The 21,093-nt window shown below is 64.3% G+C and carries 13 protein-coding genes; 6 read left to right on the top strand and 7 right to left on the bottom strand.

All coding sequences use genetic code 11. The features are described from left to right. The first annotated feature begins 56 nt into the window (after nt 1-56). Nucleotides 57-3,371: a S41 family peptidase gene (locus H597_RS0100165; protein WP_028100337.1), complete on the top strand. Its 3,315-nt coding sequence runs from the start codon at nt 57-59 to the stop codon at nt 3,369-3,371. A 3-nt stretch (nt 3,372-3,374) separates the two neighbouring features. Here H597_RS0100165 and H597_RS0100160 read toward each other — a convergent pair whose 3' ends face one another. The 6 genes from H597_RS0100160 to prpR form a co-directional block, all read right to left on the bottom strand. Beyond that, nucleotides 3,375-4,076: a LytR/AlgR family response regulator transcription factor gene (locus H597_RS0100160; RefSeq protein ID WP_229632057.1), complete on the bottom strand. Its 702-nt coding sequence runs from the start codon at nt 4,074-4,076 to the stop codon at nt 3,375-3,377. Next, nucleotides 4,073-5,149, bottom strand: coding sequence for a sensor histidine kinase (locus tag H597_RS0100155; RefSeq protein WP_229632056.1), 1,077 nt, complete (start codon nt 5,147-5,149; stop codon nt 4,073-4,075). Before H597_RS0100155 ends, H597_RS0100160 begins: the two co-directional genes overlap by 4 nt. Then, nucleotides 5,121-5,984: an alpha/beta fold hydrolase gene (locus H597_RS0100150; protein WP_028100334.1), complete on the bottom strand. Its 864-nt coding sequence runs from the start codon at nt 5,982-5,984 to the stop codon at nt 5,121-5,123. The genes H597_RS0100155 and H597_RS0100150 overlap by 29 nt, the downstream gene beginning before the upstream one ends. 208 nt (nt 5,985-6,192) lie before the next feature. Next, entirely contained in the window at nt 6,193-7,233 is a 1,041-nt protein-coding gene (locus H597_RS0100145; RefSeq protein WP_028100333.1) for a sensor histidine kinase, read from the bottom strand. After that, a complete protein-coding gene (locus H597_RS0100140) occupies nt 7,230-8,183 on the bottom strand; it encodes a sensor histidine kinase (protein ID WP_229632055.1) in 954 nt (317 codons plus the stop codon). Before H597_RS0100140 ends, H597_RS0100145 begins: the two co-directional genes overlap by 4 nt. A 387-nt stretch (nt 8,184-8,570) precedes the next feature. After that, nucleotides 8,571-10,190, bottom strand: a complete 1,620-nt coding sequence (gene prpR / locus H597_RS0100135; RefSeq protein WP_028100331.1) for a propionate catabolism operon regulatory protein PrpR — start codon at nt 10,188-10,190, stop codon at nt 8,571-8,573. Between the two features lie 145 nt (nt 10,191-10,335). On the opposite strand from prpR, the gene prpB reads away from it, so the two are divergent. The 5 genes from prpB to H597_RS0100110 all read left to right on the top strand — a co-directional run bounded on the left by prpB (nt 10,336) and on the right by H597_RS0100110 (nt 19,752). Beyond that, nucleotides 10,336-11,223, top strand: coding sequence for a methylisocitrate lyase (gene prpB / locus H597_RS0100130; protein ID WP_028100330.1), 888 nt, complete (start codon nt 10,336-10,338; stop codon nt 11,221-11,223). A 50-nt stretch (nt 11,224-11,273) separates the two neighbouring features. After that, nucleotides 11,274-12,425, top strand: coding sequence for a bifunctional 2-methylcitrate synthase/citrate synthase (gene prpC, locus H597_RS0100125; RefSeq protein ID WP_028100329.1), 1,152 nt, complete (start codon nt 11,274-11,276; stop codon nt 12,423-12,425). A 2-nt stretch (nt 12,426-12,427) separates the two neighbouring features. Next, entirely contained in the window at nt 12,428-15,025 is a 2,598-nt protein-coding gene (acnD, locus tag H597_RS0100120) for a Fe/S-dependent 2-methylisocitrate dehydratase AcnD (RefSeq protein ID WP_028100328.1), read from the top strand. A 2-nt stretch (nt 15,026-15,027) separates the two neighbouring features. Continuing rightward, nucleotides 15,028-16,212 carry a 2-methylaconitate cis-trans isomerase PrpF gene (gene prpF / locus H597_RS0100115; RefSeq protein WP_028100327.1) on the top strand — a complete coding sequence of 395 codons (1,185 nt, stop codon included), beginning with the start codon at nt 15,028-15,030 and terminating at the stop codon, nt 16,210-16,212. 243 nt (nt 16,213-16,455) lie between these two features. Further along, nucleotides 16,456-19,752: a bifunctional diguanylate cyclase/phosphodiesterase gene (locus H597_RS0100110; RefSeq protein ID WP_028100326.1), complete on the top strand. Its 3,297-nt coding sequence runs from the start codon at nt 16,456-16,458 to the stop codon at nt 19,750-19,752. Here H597_RS0100110 and xth read toward each other — a convergent pair. Beyond that, nucleotides 19,749-20,513: an exodeoxyribonuclease III gene (gene xth / locus H597_RS0100105; protein WP_028100325.1), complete on the bottom strand. Its 765-nt coding sequence runs from the start codon at nt 20,511-20,513 to the stop codon at nt 19,749-19,751. The two genes, H597_RS0100110 and xth, sit on opposite strands and share 4 nt — an antisense overlap. Between the last annotated feature and the right edge of the window lie 580 nt (nt 20,514-21,093).

Genomic DNA, 21,093 nt, shown 5'->3' with positions numbered 1-21,093 from the left:
TCGAAATGCCGAAAAAGCCCGCTCACTGAGCGGGTTTTTTATTGCACAATCTCGGCATGAAAAAATCCCTTCTGCTCTCGCTTGGCCTGCTGGCCGCATTCGGCGCGCACGCTGCCGATCCTTATCTCCGTTTTCCTGCCGTGCGCGGCGATACCGTGGTGTTCACGGCGGAAGGCGACTTGTGGAAGAGCGGCCTCCATGGCGGCCCCGCACAGCGCTTGACCACGCACGCCGCGACGGAATCGATGGCCGCCATTTCGCCCGACGGCCAATGGCTGGCCTTTATCGCCAGCTATGAAGGCACGCCGGAAGCGTATGTGATGCCGCTGGCGGGCGGCCTGCCCAAACGCGTCACGTTCGCCAACGAGAATGCACGCGTCTTGGGCTGGACGGCACAGGGCGAAGTGCTGGTGGCGCTGCCGGCGCAGAGCGGTCCGCGCAACCAATGGGAAGTGTCGGCGGTCAAGCCGTCCACGCTGGCGCGCCGCGCCTTCGCGGTGGCGGACGCCAACGATGCGGTGCTCGACGATGCCGGCAAGACGCTGTACTTCACGCGGCTCGGCCTGGTGATGACCGGCGATAATGTGCGGCGCTACCGGGGCGGGGCGCATGCCCAGCTGTGGCGCTACGATATCGACGGCGGCGGCGAGGCGCGCCAGGTCTTTGCCGGCGAAGCTGGCAACAGCAAGCGCCCGATGTGGTGGAAGGGCCGCCTGTATTTCATCAGCGACCGCGATGGCGCCGACAATATCTGGTCTTCCGATGCCAACGGCGGCGACCTGCGCGCCCACACCAGCCATAAGGACTGGGACGTGCGCAACGCCGCCCTGGGCGATGGACGCATCGTCTACCAGCTCGGCGCCGACGTGCAGGTGCTGGACCTGGCCGACGGCGTGTCGCGCCCGCTGAAGGTCTCGCTCTTGTCGGACTTCGACCAGCAGCGCACGCGCCAGATCCGCTCGCCGCTCGACAGCCTGACCAGCACGGCCTTGTCGGCGCGCGAGGAGCGGGTGCTGCTGACGGCGCGGGGACGCGTCAGCATTGCCGGCACCGGCAGCCTGCGCCGCGTGGAGATCGCCATTCCGGAAGGCGCGCGCGCCCGCGATGCGGTGTTCAGCCATGACGAGAAATCGGTGTTCGCGATCGTCGATACCAGCGGCGAAAACGAGATCTGGAAGTTTGCGGCCGACGGCTCCGGCAAGGGCGAGCGCCTGACCGCGGACGGCAATAACCACCGCTGGGCGCTGTATCCTTCGCCCGATGGCAAATGGCTGGCGCACACCGACAAGAAAGGCCGAATGTGGCTGCTGGACCTGGCCACGCGCAGCAATGCCCTGATCGACGATGCCGGCAAGGCCGGCGTCGACCAGCACGATAGCGCCATCTGGTCGCCGGACAGCCGCAACCTGGCCTTCGTACGCTCGAATACCGATGCCCAGCGCGAGCAGATCGGGCTGTACGCCGTCGACAGTAAGCAGCTGGCTTTCGTCACCGGCGACCGCTATGCCTCGGAGTCGCCTGCGTTCTCGCCGGATGGCCGCTGGCTGTACTTCCTGTCCTCGCGTAACTTCACCCTGGCCAATGGCTCGCCATGGGGCGACCGGAATATGGGGCCGGTGTTCGACAAGCGCGTCGGCGTCTATGCGTTGGCGCTGCAGCCCGGTAACCGCTTCCCGTTCAAGGCCGACGATGAATTGAGCAAGGCGGGCGCCAAGCCGGCCGAAACGCCCGAAGACAAGGCCGCCGAGAAGGCCGTCGAGAAGGCGGCGGAAAAGACCGGCGGCGCCAAGCCCGGCGCTGCGGCCAAGCAGCTGCCGGCCGTGGTGTTCGCGGGCCTGGCGGAGCGGGTGTACGAGGTTCCGCTGGCCGCCGGCAATTACAAGGACTTGGCGGTGGACGACAAACGTCTGTATTTCCTCGAGCGCGACGGCGGCGACGGCCGCAGCACGCTGAAGACCCTGGCCATCGGCCGCAATGGCCCCTCGCCGGAGGTCTTCGTGGCCGGCGTGCGCAACTACGAGCTGTCGGCGGATCTGAAGCGCATCTACTACCGCACCTTCTCGGCCAGCGGGCCGGGCGATATGCTGATCGTGGAGGCTGGCGCCAAGCAGCCGTCCGATATCAGCAAGGCCAAGGTCCGGGTGGATGACTGGACGCTGATTTCCAATCCGCGCCTGGAATGGACGCAGATGTTCAACGATGCATGGCGCATGCACCGCGATTTCCTGTACGACGCCAGGATGCGCGGTGTGGACTGGAATGCCGTGCGTTCCAAATACGCGCCGCTGGTGGAGCGTGTGAGTGAACGCGCGGAGCTGAACGACATTCTCGGCATGATGGTGGCCGAGGTGGGGGCCTTGCATTCCCAGGTGTCGCCGGGCGATATTCGCCGCCCCACGCCGGAAGGAAGCCCCGCGGGCCTGGGCGCCGTGCTGCAGCGTACCGCCCTGGGCTACCGCGTCGAACATGTCTACCGCACCGAACCTGAACTGCCGAACGCGCGCGGGCCGCTGGCCCAGCCGGATGTCGACGTGCACGAAGGCGATACCATAACGGCCGTCAACGGCAAGCCCGTGACCGAGGCGCGCGATATCTCCGACCTGCTGCTGAACCAGGCCGACAAGCAGGTGCTGCTGAAAGTGAGCCCTGAGAAAGGGGCCGAGCGTTCCGTCATCGTTACTCCCGTGAGCGCGGCCCGCCAGGCGGCGCTGCGCTATGGCGACTGGGAGCAGGGTCTGGCGCGCAAGGTCGACGAAGCGTCCAAAGGCCGCATCGGCTATATGCATTTGCGCGCGATGGGCTCGGGCGATATCGCAACCTTTGCCCGCGAGTTCTACGCCAACGTCAACCGCGATGGGCTGATTATCGACGTGCGGCGCAACCAGGGCGGCAATATCGACAGCTGGATCATCGAAAAACTGCTGCGCAAGGCCTGGGCCTACTGGGCGCCGCCCTCGGGCCGCACATACGCGAACATGCAGGATACCTTCCGCGGCCACCTGGTGGTGCTGGTCGACGAATTGACTTATTCGGACGGGGAGACCTTCGCCGCCGGCATCAAGTCGCTCGGCCTGGCGCCGCTGGTGGGCAAACGTACGGCCGGCGCCGGCGTCTGGCTCAGCGACCGCAATCGCCTGGCCGACAACGGCATGGTGCGCGTGGCGGAAACCGGCCAGTTCAGCGAGGCGGACGGGCAATGGCTGATCGAGGGCGCTGGCGTGGCGCCGGACGTGGAGGTGGACAACCTGCCGCACGCCACTTACACGGGCCGCGACCGCCAGCTGGAAGTGGCGCTTGAAATGCTGCAGAAGAAGCTGAAGGAGCAGCCGGTCAGGCCGCTGCAGCCGCAGGCGATTCCGGCGCTGAAATAAGCGTCAGAATTCCTGCAATTGCCTGAGCGCCGCCGCCCGGCGGCGCGACACTTCCACCTCCATGCCGTCCAGCCGCAAGGTCAAGGCACCGCCGTCGTCGTTGTCGATGCTGCGCACGGCGGCCAGGTTGACGATATGGCGGCGGCTGGCGCGGAAGAATTGCTGCGGGTCCAGGCGCTGCTCGAGCTGGAGCAGGGAGCGCGCCAGCAGGGGCTTGGCGTCGTCGAAATAGAGCCGGGTGTAATTGCCCTCGGATTCGAACAGGCGGATGTCTTCCAGGCGCACGAACCAGCAGCGCTCTCCGTCACGGATGAAGAGCTTGCGCGGCGTGCTGCTTGGCGTGGGCGCAAGGCCAAGGCGCCCAGCGGCGCGTTCCAGCGCGGCAGCGAGGCGCTGCGGCTCGATGGGTTTCATCAGGTAGTCCAGCGCACTGGCCTCAAACGCTTGCAGCGCGTACTGGTCGAAGGCGGTGGTGAAGATCACTTCGGGGGCGTCTTCCAGCGATGCGAGCAGGTCGAAACCGCTGCCGCCTGGCATCTGCACGTCCAGCAGCAACAGATCCGGCTCCAGCGCCGCCACCTGCAGCGCCGCTTCGGCGGCATTGGCGGCTTCCCCAACGATGGTCACACCGGGATGGTTGGCCAGCATGCGCCGCAGTTCGGCGCGCGCCAGGCGTTCATCGTCCACGATCAGGGCGCGCATCATGCCGCCACCGGGAACTGCAAAGTGGCGCGCACCCAGCCGCTGTTTTCGCTCAGCTGCAGGCTGGCTTCCTCGCCCATCGACAGGGCCAGGCGCTTGCGGGTATTGCTCAAGCCGACCTTGGTGGAATTGCCGAAGGCGCGGATGGCGCCGGCGTTGGCGATTTCGATCAGGGCATTGTCGCCGACGCGGCGGGCGGTGATCACGATGTCGCTGCCGGTGGTGCTCATCTCCACGCCGTATTTGACGGCGTTCTCCACCAGCGTTTGCAGCGACATGGGGGGAATCATGACCTGTTCCAGGCCAGGTTCGACTTCGATGCGGGCGCGCAGTCTTTCCTCGAAGCGGATCTTTTCAATGGCCAGGTACGCTTCCACCGCTTCCAGCTCCTTTTGCAGCGGCACCTTGTGCAACTGGCCGGTCTGCAGCGCATAGCGCATCAGGCTGGCCAGCTGGTCGATCATCTGCGAGGCGGAATCCGGTTCTTCGTAGACCAGGGCACGGATGCTGTTCAGGCTATTGAAGAAAAAGTGCGGGTTGACCTGTGCCTGCAGCGCGCGCAATTCGGAATCCTTGGCCTGCACTTCCATGCGCAAGGCGGTGGCTTCGAACTGGTTGGCGCGGCGCAGGGCCAGCGCCGCCAGGTAGGTGATCTGCCAGCCCAGGAAGACGCAGCTCCAGAGGGCGAATGAACCAGGCACCCAGGACAGGCCGCCGTCGATTTTCCCCTGCAGGATATAGATGGCTGCGGCGATGCTGCAGGCCTGCAAAGGCCCCAGCAGAAGCAGCGGGCCGGCCAGCATACGCCACTTGATGGCGCCGGCGTTCCAGCGGCGGGCCTTGATAATGCGGTGCCATAAGTCCGACAGCAGCAGGCCGCTCACGCCGGTCCAGGCGCAGGTGGCAAGCACGCCGGGCATGCCGAGGTGGCGGCTATACACCAGCGCAACCATGATAAACACCAGCGTCCAGCCGAGGCTTTGCAGGATCCAGTACCAGTTAAGCCTTGCCAACAGCGGACGCGCGGTGTTTACCATGGTGGTCGGTTTATTGGATGAATTGGTCGATGCGAGCATACATCCATTCTGGCTCGTCGTACATCATGAAATGACGAGCGGTATCGGCCAGTTCCACTTTCACGCCGGGCAGCTTGGCGTACTGCGACTTGAACAGGCCTTCGATGGCTTCCTTCGGCGCGTACGCCTTGTAGGCAACCCAGGTGCCGAGGACCAGCGTCGGCGCCTTGATGCGGCCGACATCTTCGCGCAGGTCGCTCGACATGATGTCGTACATGGCATCGGTCACGGTGGCGCGGTCGGACTGCTTGCCCCAGTTGGCGATGCGCTGCGCGTGCTCCGGCGAGGTCACCAGGTTGGCGGCGCTGCGCTGCTGCATGGCGCTGAAGGTGGCGTCGTCCTGGCCGCGCATGCCGTCGCGCATCTGGGTTGCGACCGCCTGCAGCTGCTCCTTGGTGACGGCGGGATTGCGGGTCGCGCCTAGGGCCGGCAGGGTGTCGATGATGACCAGGCGCCCCACTTTGTCAGGATAGTCGCTGGCCAGCTTCAGGCCGAGGAAGCCGCCCAGGCTATGGCCGATCACGGTTGGTTTGACCAGTTTGTTGGTGCTGATGTAGTCGGCCAGTTGCTTTTCCGCGGCCGGCAGCAGGGACTCGCCGGCCAATGCCGGCACGCCGGCAAAACCGGCCAGGGTGAGGATATGGCATTGGTGCTTGACGCACATGCGGGCGGCGGTGTCCTGCCACACTTCGCCGGACGAGGCCAGGCCGGGGATCAGGATGACTGGCTCGCCGCTGCCTTTAACTTCCGATTTGAAAGCTGTCGCGGCGACAGCAGGAATGGACGCTGCAGCCAGCAGCAGGGATACGGCGATTTTTGCGATCTTGGTTTTCATGGTATTGCCTCCTTGTGAAGCAAACTTTAGCCGGCCCCGCTCGGGCGCTGAATTGAAAACTTGATGAACGGTCAAACTGCGTGATGAGTGGTGTGCGGCATTGCCCCAGCCAGACCGGCTGCGTCCGGGGGCGGCAGAACTGCCGCGGAGCGCGCTTGTGCGCCAGCCGGGGCAAGGGACGCGCGAGCGGCGACGGGCAGGGCGCGCATCATGCCGAAACGGGGAATGTGAGCGTGGCGCGCACCCAGCCATCGCTTTCCACCAGTTCCAAGCCGGCCTCGCCGCCTTTCGCATGCAGCAGGCGCTTGCGGGCGTTGCTCAAACCTACGCGCGTGGAATTGCCAAGTGTTGCCAGCGCGCCGCGGTTGGCGACTTCGATCGAGGCGCGGCCGTTGGCATGGCTGGCGCTGATGCGGATTTCCGTTCCGGCACTGCTTTGTTCGACACCATACTTGACGGCATTTTCCACCAGCGTCTGCACGGACATGGGCGGGATCGTCACCGTTTCCATCCCGCCTTCAATGGCCAGGGAGACGCTAAGGCGCTCTTCAAAACGGATCTTTTCGATGGCCAGATAGGAGTGCACTGCTTCCAGTTCTTCCTTCAGCGTTACGGTGTCGGCATAGCTGGACGCCAGCGTGAAGCGCATGAGTGTGGCCAACTGGTCGATCATTTGCGCGGCCGACTGCGGGTTTTCGAAGATCAGGGCGCGTACGCTATTCAGGCTATTGAAGAAGAAATGCGGGTTGACCTGGGACTGCAGGGCTTTGAGTTCCGCCTCCTTGGCCAATACGTCAAGACGCAGGGCCTCCGACTCGAAGCGGTTGGCGCGGCGCAGCGCGGTGGCGGCCATGTACGACACCTGCCATGCCACCATGACGCCCGACCAGAACAGGAGCAGCATCGGCAGCCAGCCCCCGCCGCGGGATTCCGGGATAAGGATGCTGGCGATCAGTGTGGCACTTGCCGTCTGCAGAGGTCCTAGCAGCAGGAAGGCGACTGCCAACTGGCGCCAGTCGATGGTGCGCGTATTCCAACGGCGCGCCTTGATGAACCGGTGCCAGAAGTCGGTCATTAAGAGGCCGGTCAGGCCGTCGAGGAGGCAGATGGTGACCGCGCCGGGGCGGGTAATGTAAGGACCGTTGGCAAGCATGACGAAGGCCGTGACCATGCTCCATCCAAGCACATGCAGTATCCAGTACCAGTTCAGCCGGGCCAGCAGAGGTGTCTTGATGGCCTGCACGTTCATGCCGCCAGCGGGAAACGAAGGGTGGCGCGTACCCAGCCATCCTGCTCGCTGAGATCCAGGCTGGATTGCTCGCCCTTTGCCAGCGCCAGCCGCTTGCGGGCATTGCCTATGCCGATGCGGGTGGAGCCGGAGTTGACCAGCAGCGCGCCCTGGTTGGCGACTTCAATCAGCGCGTCGCTGGCCGATTGGCGCACGACGATGCGGATCTCGCTGCCGTCGGTGCGGCGCTCGACGCCATACTTGACTGCGTTCTCGACCAGGTTCTGTACCGTCATCGGTGGAATCGTCACTTGTGCCATGCCGGGTTCGATCTCGATATGCATGCGCAGCCGTTCCTCGAAACGGATTTGTTCAATAGCCAGGTAGGCGCGTACGGCATCCATCTCCTGCTGCAGCGGCACGCAGCCGTTGAAGGTGGACATCAGCGTGTAGCGCATCAGGGACGCCAATTGATCGACCATATTGGCGGCGTTGTCGACGTCCTCGTACATCAAGGCGCGTACGCTATTTAGGCTGTTGAAGAAGAAATGCGGATTGACCTGAGACTGCAGGGCGCGCAGTTCGGCGTCTTTCGCCAGAATTTCCAGGCGCAGGGCTTCCGCTTCGAGGCGGGAGGCGCGCCGCAACGCAGCCGCCAACATATAGCAAATCGTCCAGACCAGCATGAGGGTACAGCCCAAGGCAAGCTCCGACGCAAACTGGTCGACCATGACGCCGCGTTGCTTCAGGAACAGCCTCGCTGATATCTCCCAGCTGACCGCCTGCAGCGGCCCGATGACCAGGAGTGCCATCGCTGGCAGGCGCCAGTCATTGCCATGCCGATTCCAGCGGCGTGCCTTGAAGAAGCGATGCCACGCGCTTGTAAGGAGCCATCCACTGGCACATACCCAGGCCACGCTGGCCAGCGTCCCGCTGTCGGTATAGCGGCCATTGCCAAGGATTATGAGCAAGAACAACAGACTCCAACCGGCGATCTGCAGAGTGGTGAACCATCCAAGCCGGGCGAGTGGCGGAATTTTTTTGTAGTCCATACGGTGCTTTCCGTTAGGTCGAAAATCGGAATTGCAAGGTGGCGCGCACCCAGCTATCGTTTAGCGCGATGTCAACTGCCTGCCTTGCCGGCGGCGCAATTTGCAAAAGGTGCGCCAAAGGGCGCTCATTGCCAGTCCGGTTGACGACGGCGATACGCATCGCCACGCCGGACCACCCGGGCACCTGGAGTAGCCAAAAATAACGTTCTCTTTTCATGGGGCCTGAGCATACCGTGTCCGGCCATGCGCCGTTGATCCCATGTGACGAGTGGTCGAAAGCGATGATGGGCGGCGTAGGCGTGCGGATCAGGCGCCGCTTTCCTCGCGCAGCCGGCGCCAGAGCGTGGTGCGGCTGATGCCCAGGTAGTCGGCTGCGGCATCGCGCCGGCCGCCGAAACGGGCCAGTACTGCGGTCGCGCTCTCCGCTGCAATCGCACGGGGCGCAACTTGTACTGTGCCGGGCAGCGGCGTGCCGAGCTCTGGCGCTATGCCGGCTACAAAACTGGGCGTCAGCGCCTGCAGCGGCTCGGCGGCAAGGAATAGCGCCAGGCGTTCGGTCAGGTTGCGCAGCTCGCGGACATTGCCCGGCCAGCCGTAGCGCAACAGAAGCGGCGCGCAGGCGGCCAGTTCGGCTGCCAGGTTGGGGTGGGCGCGGGCGCTGAGGCTGGCCAGTGCCGTGCGCAGCGACCACTCGGCCAGGGGCAGAATGTCGGCCGGACGTTCGCGCAGCGGCGGCAGCGCCAGGCGCAGCACGGCAAGGCGATAGAACAAATCGGCGCGGAAGCGGCCTTCGCGCACGCGCGCTTCGAGGTCGCAGTGGGTGGCGCTGATAAAGCGCACATTGATGGGGATCGGCCGTGTGCCGCCGACCCGCACCACTTCGCGTTCCTCCAGCACGCGCAGCAGGCGCGTTTGCAGGGTGAGCGGCATTTCGCCGATTTCGTCGAGGAAGAGGGTGCCGCGGTTGGCCGCTTCGAACAGGCCGGCGTGGCCGCCGCGCCGCGCGCCGGTAAAGGCGCCTTCCTCATGGCCGAACAGCTCCGATTCAAGCAGCGATTCGGCGATGGCGCCGCAATTGACGGCCACGAAGGGCCGGTTTGCGCCGCCCAGCGTACGCGGTGATTCGCGGTGGATGGCTTGCGCAACGAGCTCCTTGCCGCAGCCGGTTTCGCCCTGGATCAGCACTGTCGCGGGCGACTTGGCATACAGGACCACGGCCTGGCGCACGCGCTCCATGGCGTCGGATTCGCCGCGCAGGTCGGCCAGGCCATGCTTGGCGCGCAGGGTGTCGGCCACCACGTGGCGGCGGCTGCGGTTGGTCTCTAGCTGCGCCAGGCGCGCCAGTTCCAGCGCGTCGTCGAAGGCCTGGCGGATCGAGGCGGCGGAGTAGACGAAGACGCCGGTCAGGCCGGCTTCCTCGGCCAGGTCGGTGATCAGGCCGGCGCCCACGATGGCCTTGATGCCGGCGGCCTTCAAGTCGTTGATCTGGGCGCGCGCATCTTCTTCCGTGGCGTAGGTGCGCTGTTCGATCGGTACGCCGAAGGTGGCCGCGAATTCGGCCAGGGCGGGCATGTCGTCCTGGTAGGTGATGACGCCGATACGGTCCGAAACCTTGCGCGCACGCGCTAAGGCCTGCATGAAATCGAAGCCGCTGGCTTTGGCGATCACCACCGGCACCGACAGCCGGCCCTTCAAATAAGCCGCGTTGGAGCCGGCTGCGATCACGGCGTCGCAGCGCTCCGTCGCCAGTCGTTCGCGGATGTGGCGCGCCGCTTCGTCGAAACCGAGGTTAACCGGTTCGATGTCGGCCAGGGCGTCGTATTCCAGCGTGATGTCGCGGAACAGCTCCGACAGGCGCGAGACCGAAACGGTCCAGATGACGGGCTTGTCGGCAGGGTCGAAAGGCAGGGGTGTCGAATGTCGCATGTTTCACCTGAAACGTTGCACGTGTTTCAATTTGAAACATTATACTATGGCGACGGTGTTGCAAGTGCTTGATTTTGCTGGGCTGCCGCCGCTGGCACGCCGCTTGCACTATGCACGGCAGACATTCACACACTGAAAGGACACCATGAGCCAATATTCCGCAGGCGCCGCCTTCCGCAAGGCCGTGCAAGAAGAGTCCCCGCTGCAGGTGGTCGGCGCGATCAACGCCAACCATGCCCTGCTGGCCAAGCGCGCCGGCTTCAAGGCGATCTACCTGTCGGGCGGCGGCGTGGCCGCCGGCTCCCTGGGCCTGCCCGACCTGGGCATCTCCAACCTGGACGACGTGCTGACCGATGTGCGCCGTATCACCGACGTATGCGACCTGCCGCTGCTGGTCGACGTGGACACCGGTTTCGGCGCCTCCGCCTTCAATGTGGCGCGTACCGTGAAATCGATGATCAAGTTCGGCGCCGCCGCAATGCACATCGAAGACCAGGTGGGCGCCAAGCGTTGCGGCCACCGTCCTGGCAAGGAAATCGTGAGCAAGGGCGAGATGATCGACCGCATCAAGGCTGCCGTCGACGCGCGTACCGATGAGAACTTCGTCATCATGGCCCGCACCGATGCGCTGGCCGTGGAAGGGCTGGATGCCGCCATCGAACGCGCTGTCGCCTGCGTGGAAGCCGGCGCCGACATGATCTTCCCGGAAGCGATGGTCTCGCTGGACATGTACAAGCAGTTCGCCGCGGCCGTGAAAGTGCCGGTGCTGGCCAATATCACCGAATTCGGCTCGACCCCGCTGTTCACCGTGGAAGAACTGAAGTCCGCCGACGTGGGCCTGGTGCTGTACCCGCTGTCCGCCTTCCGCGCCATGAACAAGGCTGCCGAGAATGTGTATAACGCGATCCGCCGCGACGGCACGCAGCAAAATGTCGTCGACACGATGCAGACCCGCGCCGAACTGTACGAGCGCATCAACTATCACGACTTCGAGCAGAAGCTCGATGCCCTGTTCGCAGCACAGAAAAAGTAAGCGTAGACACCGGCTTAGCCGGTTCAAGAATACATCGAGGAGAATTTGAAATGACCGAAGCAGCGCCAACCTTCAAGCCCAAAAAATCCGTAGCCCTGTCCGGCGTCGCAGCCGGCAATACCGCCCTGTGCTCCGTCGGCAAGACCGGCAATGACTTGCACTACCGCGGCTACGACATCCTGGACGTGGCCACCACCTGTGAGTTCGAAGAAATCGCCTACCTGCTGGTGCACGGCAAGCTGCCGAATGTGGCGGAACTGAAGGGCTACAAGAAGAAGCTGAAGTCCCTGCGCGGCCTGCCGCAAGGCGTGAAGTCGGCGCTGGAGGCGCTGCCTGCCTCCGCCCACCCGATGGACGTGATGCGCACCGGCGTGTCCGTGCTGGGCTGCTGCCTGCCGGAGAAGGACGACCACAATATCGCCGGCGCGCGCGAGATCGCCGACCGCCTGATGGCTTCCTTCGGCTCCATGCTGCTGTACTGGTACCACTTCAGCCATAACGGCAAGCGCATCGACGTGGAAACCGACGACGAAACCATCGGCGGCCACTTCCTGCACCTGCTGCACGGCGAAAAGCCGTCCGAGTCCTGGATCCGCGCCATGCACACTTCGCTGATCCTGTACGCGGAGCACGAATTCAACGCTTCGACCTTCACCAGCCGCGTCATTTCGGGCACCGGCTCCGACATCCACTCCGCCATCACCGGCGCGATCGGCGCACTGCGCGGCCCGAAACACGGCGGCGCCAATGAGGTCGCCCTGGACATCCAGCAGCGCTACGAAAGCGCCGACGAAGCGGAAGCGGACATTCGCAACCGCGTCGCCAACAAGGAAGTGGTGATCGGCTTCGGTCACCCGGTGTACACCATCTCCGACCCGCGCAACGTGGTGATCAAGGAAGTGGCGCGCTCCCTGTCGCAGGAAGCCGGCTCGATGAAGATGTTCGACATCGCCGAGCGCCTGGAGTCTGTGATGTGGGAAATCAAGAAGATGTTCCCGAACCTGGACTGGTTCTCCGCCGTGTCCTACCACATGATGGGCGTGCCGACCGCCATGTTCACCCCGCTGTTCGTCATTTCCCGTACCTCGGGCTGGGCTGCCCACGTGATCGAGCAGCGTATCGACAACAAGATCATTCGTCCAAGCGCCAACTACGTCGGCCCTGAAGACCTGGCCTTCGTACCACTGAAGGACCGCAAGTAATCATGAACTCCCAATACCGCAAACAACTCCCGGGCACCAAGCTCGATTACTTCGACGCGCGCGCAGCCGTCGAGGCGATCAAGCCGGGCGCCTACGCCACGCTGCCGTACACCTCGCGCGTGCTGGCGGAAAACCTGGTGCGCCGCTGCGATCCGGCCACGCTGACCGCTTCGCTGGAGCAGCTGATCGAGCGCAAACGCGACCTGGACTTCCCATGGTTCCCGGCGCGCGTGGTGTGCCATGACATCCTGGGCCAGACCGCACTGGTCGACCTGGCCGGCCTGCGCGATGCGATCGCGGAGCAGGGCGGCGACCCAGCCCTGGTCAACCCTGTGGTGCCGACCCAGCTGGTGGTGGACCACTCGCTGGCCGTGGAATGCGGCGGTTTCGACCCGGACGCGTTCAACAAGAACCGGGCCATTGAAGACCGCCGCAACGAAGACCGCTTCGACTTCATCAACTGGACCAAGAAGGCGTTCCAGAACGTCGATGTGATCCCTCCGGGCAACGGCATCCTGCACCAGATCAACCTGGAACGCATGTCGCCGGTCATCCAGGTGACGGACGGCGTGGCCTATCCGGACACCCTGGTCGGCACCGACTCGCACACCCCGATGGTCGATGCGCTGGGCGTGATTGCCATCGGCGTGGGCGGCCTGGAAGCGGAAACCGTGATGCTGGGCCGCGCCTCCTGGATGCGCTTGCCGGACATCATCGGCGTCGAGCTGACCGGCAGGCCGCAGCCCGGCATCACCGCCACCGACATCGTGTTGGCGCTGACCGAGTTCCTGCGCAAGGAAAAAGTGGTTTCGGCCTACCTGGAATTCTACGGTGAGGGTTCGACCGCGCTGACCCTGGGCGACCGCGCGACCATCTCGAACATGGCTCCGGAATTCGGCGCCACCGCCGCGATGTTCTCGATCGATGCGCAAACCATCAAGTACCTGAGGCTGACCGGCCGCGACGACGAGCTGGTGGCCCTGGTGGAAACCTACGCCAAGCATACCGGCCTGTGGTCGGACGACCTGGCCAAGGTGGAATATGAGCGCGTGCTGACGTTCGACCTGTCGAGCGTGGTACGCAATATCGCCGGCCCATCGAATCCGCACAAGCGCGTTCCGACCTCCGAGCTGGCGGCACGCGGCATCTCCGGCGTGGTGGAAAACGAACCGGGCAAGATGCCCGACGGCGCCGTGATCATCGCCGCCATCACCAGCTGCACCAACACCAACAACCCGCGCAATATGATCGCCGCCGGCCTGCTGGCCCGCAACGCGAACAAGGCCGGCCTGCTGCGCAAGCCGTGGGTCAAGTCCTCGCTGGCGCCAGGGTCGAAAGCCGTCACGCTGTACCTGGAAGAAGCGGGACTGATGCCGGAACTGGAGAAGCTGGGCTTCGGCGTGGTGGCTTATGCCTGCACCTCCTGCAACGGCATGTCCGGCGCGCTGGACCCGGCGATCCAGAAGGAAGTCGTGGAGCGCGACCTGTACGCCACCGCTGTCCTGTCGGGCAACCGCAACTTCGATGGCCGCATCCACCCTTACGCCAAGCAGGCGTTCCTGGCATCGCCGCCGCTGGTGGTGGCCTACGCCATCGCAGGCACCATCCGTTTCGACATCGAGAAGGATGTGCTGGGCCACGATGCCGCCGGCAAGGCTGTCACCTTGAAGGACCTGTGGCCGACCGACGAAGAAATCGACGCCATCTTCGCGTCTTCCGTCAAGCCGGAGCACTTCCGCAAGGTCTATATCCCGATGTTCGCACGCAGCGAAGAAGTTGCCGAACGCGCCGAACCGCTGTACGACTGGCGTCCGCAATCGACCTATATCCGCCGTCCGCCGTACTGGGAAGGCGCACTGGCGGGCGAGCGTACGCTGAGCGGCATGCGCGCCCTGGCTGTGCTGGGAGATAACATCACCACCGACCACCTGTCGCCTTCGAACGCGATCATGATGGATTCGGCGGCAGGCGAATACCTGCACAAAATGGGACTGCCGGAAGAGGACTTCAACTCCTACGCCACCCACCGCGGCGACCACCTGACCGCGCAGCGCGCCACCTTCGCCAACCCGACGCTGAAAAACGAAATGGTGCGCAATGCCGACGGCAGCATCAAGGCCGGTTCGCTGGCGCGCGTCGAGCCGGAAGGCAAAGTGACCCGCATGTGGGAAGCCATCGAGACCTATATGGAGCGCAAGCAGCCCCTGATCGTGATCGCCGGCGCCGACTACGGCCAGGGCTCCTCGCGCGACTGGGCGGCGAAAGGCGTGCGCCTGGCGGGCGTGGAGGCCATCGTGGCGGAAGGCTTCGAGCGTATCCACCGCACCAACCTGGTGGGCATGGGTGTGCTGCCTCTCGAGTTCAAGCCGGGCGTGAACCGCCTGACCCTGGGCATCGATGGCACCGAGACCTTCGACGTGATCGGCGAACGTGCGCCGCGCGCGACGCTGACCCTGGTCATCCATCGCAAGAACGGTGAACGCGTTGACGTACCGGTGACCTGCCGCCTCGATTCGTCGGAAGACGTGTCGATCTACGAAGCGGGCGGGGTGCTCCAGCGCTTTGCGCAGGACTTCCTGGAATCGGCAAAGGCGGCATGACAATGGCACACAAACCGCAAATCAAAATCCCCGCCACCTACATGCGCGGCGGCACCAGCAAGGGTGTGTTCTTCCGGCTGCAGGACCTGCCGGAAGCGGCCCGCACGCCTGGCAAGGCGCGCGACGACTTGCTGCTGCGCGTGATCGGCAGCCCCGACCCGTACGGCAAGCAGATCGACGGCATGGGCGGCGCGACGTCGAGCACCAGCAAGACGGTGATCCTGTCGCCGTCGACGCGCGCCGACCACGACGTGGATTACCTGTTCGGCCAGGTCAGCATCGACAAGGCATTCGTCGACTGGAGCGGCAACTGCGGCAACCTGTCGGCTGCCGTGGGCGCCTTCGCCATCAGTGGCGGCCTGGTGGCTCCGGCCCGCGTGCCGCGCGACGGCATGGCCGTGGTACGGATCTGGCAGGCCAATATCGGCAAGACCATCATTGCCCATATTCCCATGACCAATGGCGAAGTGCAGGAAACCGGCGGCTTCGAGCTCGATGGCGTGACGTTCCCGGCCGCCGAAGTGCAGCTGGAATTCATGGATCCGGCGGCGGAAGAAGAGGGCGCGGGCGGTTCGATGTTCCCGACCGGCCGCCTGGTGGACGATCTGGACGTGCCAGGTGTCGGCACACTGCAAGCGACCATGATCAACGCCGGCATCCCGACCATCTTCATCAATGCCGACGCCGTCGGCTATACGGGCACCGAGCTGCAGGAAGCCATCAACGGCGACGCGGCCGCGCTGGCGAAGTTCGAGACCATCCGTGCCCATGGCGCGGTGCGTATGGGCCTGATCAAGGACGTGTCGGAAGCGGCCACCCGCCAGCACACGCCGAAGGTCGCCTTCGTCGCGCCGCCGGCCAGCTACGCCGCCTCCAGCGGCAAGCAGGTGCAGGCCGGCGATATCGACCTGCTGGTGCGTGCGCTCTCGATGGGCAAGCTGCACCACGCGATGATGGGCACCGCGGCCGTGGCGATCGGCACGGCCGCGGCGATTCCCGGCACCCTGGTCAACCTGGCGGCGGGCGGCGGCGAGCGTGAAGCGGTGCGCTTCGGCCACCCGTCCGGCACGCTGCGCGTGGGTGCCCAGGCGACGCAGGAAAACGGCGAATGGAGCGTAAAAAAAGCCATCATGAGCCGGAGCGCGCGGGTCTTGATGGAAGGCTGGGTAAGAGTGCCAGCCGACTGAGGTTCGGGGGATTGGCGGCCCGGCCTGCGGGGCGGGCGCCAATCCCGATGCGCGCCCAATTATCTTTTGCTTAACGTTGTCTGCCACGATACGCCAGCGAACGCCCGCACGATAGCGGGTGTTGCTGCACAGCGGTAAAACCCGATGTGCTTGTTGTAACAACGCCCGGTCGGCCGGGCTTTTCTTTGACTAGCCAGTTTTGTACGCTATGATCGCCGGGATACCCCGAGCGTCCAGGTGTACATGAATTCAGTGTCGAGCAACGTTGAAGTAGTGGCCAATGCCCTGCAATTGGTCGGCATGCCAGCTTGTGCCTGCGATGCCGATGGCTTGGTATTCGCTGCGAACGCGGAATTCGAAGCCTTGCTGCAAGCGGATCCACGGGGCCGCCACGTCCTTGACATTTTTGCGCGCCATGTACGGGCCGAAGCCGGCGCCCAGCTGAATGCCGCCCTGATCGATTCTGCCGCCTTGCCGCATATGGCACCGCGCAGCGCCCCCAAGTGGGACAGCGTACTGACCAACGCCAGCGGCAATTACGTGGCGGTGCAGCTGACCGTCAAGGCGTTGCCGGGCGAGCTGGAAGGCGGCGCCACCATTACCTTCAACGACATCAGCAGCGCCCAGCGCGACCAGCGCGCCTTGCGCAAGGCGATGCTGGAGCAGCAAGCCATTCTCGAGAATGCCGCGGTCGGCATCATCCTCTCCAGGGGCGGCCATATCGTCGAGTGCAATATGCGTGCCGCCGAAATGTTCGGCTATGCGCGCCATGAGCTGGAAGCGGCCCCCAGTGCCGTGCTTTATCCCTCCCTGGAGGAGGCGGAGCGCATCCGCAATGAATACTTTCCGCAGCTCGAGCAAGGCCGGTCGATCGTCGTCGAGCTGCAACTGCGGCGCCGGGACGGCACGCTGTTCTGGTGCCGCAGCAACGGCCGCGCCCTCGATCCATCCGATCCGCGCGAAGGCGTTGTCTTCATCCTGGAAGACATCAACGAGCAGCGCGCGGCGACGGAGGCGATGGGCCGCCTGCTGATGGAGCAGAAGGCCATCCTGGATAACGCCTCGGTCGGCATCCTGTTCACCAAAAACCAGCAGATCCTGACCGTCAATCCGCGCATGGCTGAGATGTTCGGCTATACGCTGGAGGAATTGCGCGGCCGCCACGCTTCTCAGCTGTTTGAGAATGCCGAACAGCACACCGCCTTCGGCGCGCAGGCCGGGCCGCTGCTGGCCGCCGGCGAGCTGTTCGAGCTGCGCGAATGCCAGCTGGTGCGCAAGGACGGCGCCGTCATCTGGTGCCGCGTGCGTGCGCAGGCGGTGGACCAGGAGCATAACGAGGGCGGCACGATCTGGATCCTGGAAGACGTGACCGCATCGCGCCAGACCCAGATGGAAGTCGAGGCCATCATGACCAACGCCTCGATCACCATGCTGTTCACCAAGAACCGCCTGATCACGCGCTACAACCGCGGTTTCGCCGACATGTTCGGCTACCAGGGCGATGAAGCGCTGGGCATGCCGGGTCGTGCCATCTATCCCGACGATGAGACCTATCACCGGGTGGGGGCGGTTGCGGGCCCGCTGCTCAGCCAGGGCAAGCACTTCCACTCCGAAACGCTGATGCGCCGCAAGGACGGCAGCGACTTCTGGGCCCAGTTGATCGGCTATGTGGTCAACCCTGACGACCCGACCCAGGGCACGATCTGGATCATCGAAGACCGCACCGCGCAAAAGCACGACGAAGAATCGCTGCGCAACGCGCTGCTGGAAAACCAGGCCATCCTCGATAGCGCGGTGATGGGGATTTCCGTCTGCGAGAGGGGGCGCAACCTGCGCTGCAACGCCAAGATGGAAGAGCTGTTCGGCTACGCGCCGGGTGAAATGACCGGCATCAGCGTGCAGACCTTTTATCCCGACCTGGCCGGGTGGGAGGCGGCGCGCAAGGTGACGGAAGCGGATTTCCTGGCCGGCCATGCCAGCTCCTACGAATACCAGCTGGTGCGCAAGGACGGCAGCAGCTTCTGGGCACGGCTGTCCGGCCGCCCCTTCGATATGGCGGACCCGAAAGGCCGCTCGGTGTGGCTGATCGACGATGTGACGTCGCGCCGCGAAGCCGCCGAAGCGGTGCGCCGGGCGCGCGATGAACTGGAGGTGCGCGTGCTGGAGCGCACGGCCGAACTGGCCGGCGCCAACGCCCAGCTGCAGGCGGAGATCGTGGAGCGCCGCCAGGCCGAGGCCCGCGTGCATCACATGGCCTACCACGACAGCCTGACCGGCCTGCCGAACCGCGCCTTGCTGGCTGACCGGCTGGACCGCGCCATGCTGGCGGCGCAGCGTTCCGAGCAGCGTCTGGCGGTCATGTTCATCGACCTGGACCGCTTCAAGACCATCAACGATTCCCTCGGCCACATGACGGGCGACGCGCTGCTGAAGGAGGTGGCGGGGCGCCTGGTGCAGGCGGTGCGCGCCAGCGATACCGTGGCGCGCCTGGGCGGCGATGAATTCGTGGTGCTGCTGCCCGGCATCCACCAAATGGATGAATCGAGCCATGTGGCGCAAAAGATCATTGACATGCTGTCCGAGCCGATCCCGCTGGAAGGGCGCGTGCTGCACATCACGCCGTCGATCGGCATCTGCACCTATCCCGACGACGGCAACGATGTCGCGACGCTGATGCGCAATGCCGACGCGGCCATGTACCATGCCAAAGCATCGGGCCGCAACAACTACCAGTACTTCAACGAAGCGTTGAACGTGGCGGCGGCCATGCATTTCGAAATGGAGAGCAGCCTGCGCTCAGCCCTGCAGCTGGGACAGTTCGAGCTGCACTACCAGCCGATCATGGATATCGCCTCGCGCCGCCTGGCAACGCTGGAAGTGCTGCTGCGCTGGCGGCGGCCGGCGGGCGAGCTGGTCATGCCGGACCAGTTCATCCCGCTGATCGAAGAGAACGGCCTGATCGTGCCGATCGGCGAATGGGTGCTGCGCCGCGCCTGCGAACAAAGCATGGAATGGCAGCGCCAAGGCATGGCGCCGGTGCCGCTGGCGATCAACCTGTCGGCGCGCCAGTTCATGCACCGCGGCCTGGTCGACTCGATCCGGCGCACGCTGCAGGACACGGGCATCGATCCGGCCTTGATCGAATTCGAAATCACCGAAACCGCGCTGATGCAGCACGGCGAACAGACGCTGGAGATCCTGGACCAGATCAATGCGATGGGCATCCGCCTGTCGATCGACGACTTCGGCACCGGCTACTCGTCGCTGGCCTATTTGAAGCGCTTCCCGGTGCGCAAGATCAAGATCGACCGCGCCTTCATCAAGGACCTGGAGCAAAGCGCGGAAGACCGCGCCATCGTGGCCGCGATCATCGCGTTGTCGGACAGCCTGCAGCTGTCGGTCGTGGCGGAAGGGGTGGAAACGGAAGGGCAGTTCCAGCTCCTGCGCCAGCAGGGCTGTACCTACGCCCAGGGCTACCTGTTCTCGAAACCCGTGCTGGGCGTGCGCGCCCAGCTCATGATGGACAGGAAGGCTGCTTAAGCGCCCAGCGTCGCAATGACGGGCGCATGGTCGGACGGCTGCTGCCACTTGCGCGGCGCGCGGTCGATCACGCAGGAAATGCAGCGCTCCTTCAACGGCGCCGACAGCAGCACGTGGTCGATGCGCAGGCCTTTGTTCTTCTGGAAGCCCAGCATGCGGTAATCCCACCAGGAGAAGGTCTTCTCCGGCTGTTCGAACAGGCGGAAAGAGTCGTGCAGGCCCAGCTCGAGCAGGGCCTGCAGAGCGGCGCGCTCCTTGTCGGAGCAGAAGATATCACCTTCCATGGCCGGGTCGTGCGTGTCGCGCACATCGGGCACGATGTTGTAGTCGCCCAGCACGGCCAGGTGCTGGTTGCGCGCCAGTTCTTCGCCCAGCCAGTCGCGGAAGGCCGCCAGCCAGCCCAGCTTGTAGGTGTACTTGTCGGAGTCGAGGGCCTGGCCGTTCGGCACATAGGCGCTGACCACGCGGATGCCGTTGATGGTGGCGGCCAGGATGCGCTGTTGCTCGTCCGGATACTTCGGGTTGTTCTTGACCACGTCTTCCATCGGGTGGCGCGACAGGATGGCCACGCCGTTATAGGTTTTCTGGCCGCTGAACACGACCTGATAACCCATTTCCTCGATTTCCTTGACCGGGAATTTGTCGTCCGTCAGCTTGGTTTCCTGGACGCAGAGCACGTCCACCGGGTTCTCGGCCAGCCATTTCATGACGTGCGGCAAGCGCACATTCAAAGAATTAACGTTCCAAGTGGCTAATTTCATATAAGGGATTCTCTTTTAATCGGCATTGCGGCCGGTGGAGCAGATCGCCAACCAGCTGCACATGTGGTTCCTGAGCAGCGAGGTCAAGGCTTGCATTCACAAGCATTTCCACAGCGTTGCGATCCGCGCATTTTACGCCAAGCAACCATGCTTTCGCTCGTCGACTTGGCCTGCGGCCCAGATCTGGCACGCCAGCGGCGCACCGAAACTTGGCGTGGTCGTTTGCCCAGTCGGGACAGGTTGTTCTCCAGTGCAAGGGTAATTCTTCAGTGCAAGGTAGAATGGCCCGTGCCGGATTTTCAATTGCCTCTCCAGCTACCCCAAGTAGGTGGGAGATCGCGGGATATCCAGGCACAACCGGAAACAACAGATCACTGGGCACTGGGGGAAATAGCGGGGAAGCGGGCTGCGGTGTGGGCATGCTGACGCGCGAATGGACTTTGCTTGCGGCAAATTTCATGGCGACGTTTCAAGTTGGGTGGGGGCAGATCTGCGCAACACTCACTATGCTGTGGAAAGGTGTCGTATTTGAGCCAAACAATCATTCTGCGGTGACATCAAAAATGCCTTTTCGTGTCGC

Source organism: Pseudoduganella violaceinigra DSM 15887 (assembly GCF_000425385.1).
Taxonomy (GTDB): domain Bacteria; phylum Pseudomonadota; class Gammaproteobacteria; order Burkholderiales; family Burkholderiaceae_D; genus Rugamonas; species Rugamonas violaceinigra.
The sequence above is the reverse complement of the archived record's forward strand: the minus strand, read 5'-3'. Positions and strand labels throughout refer to the sequence as shown.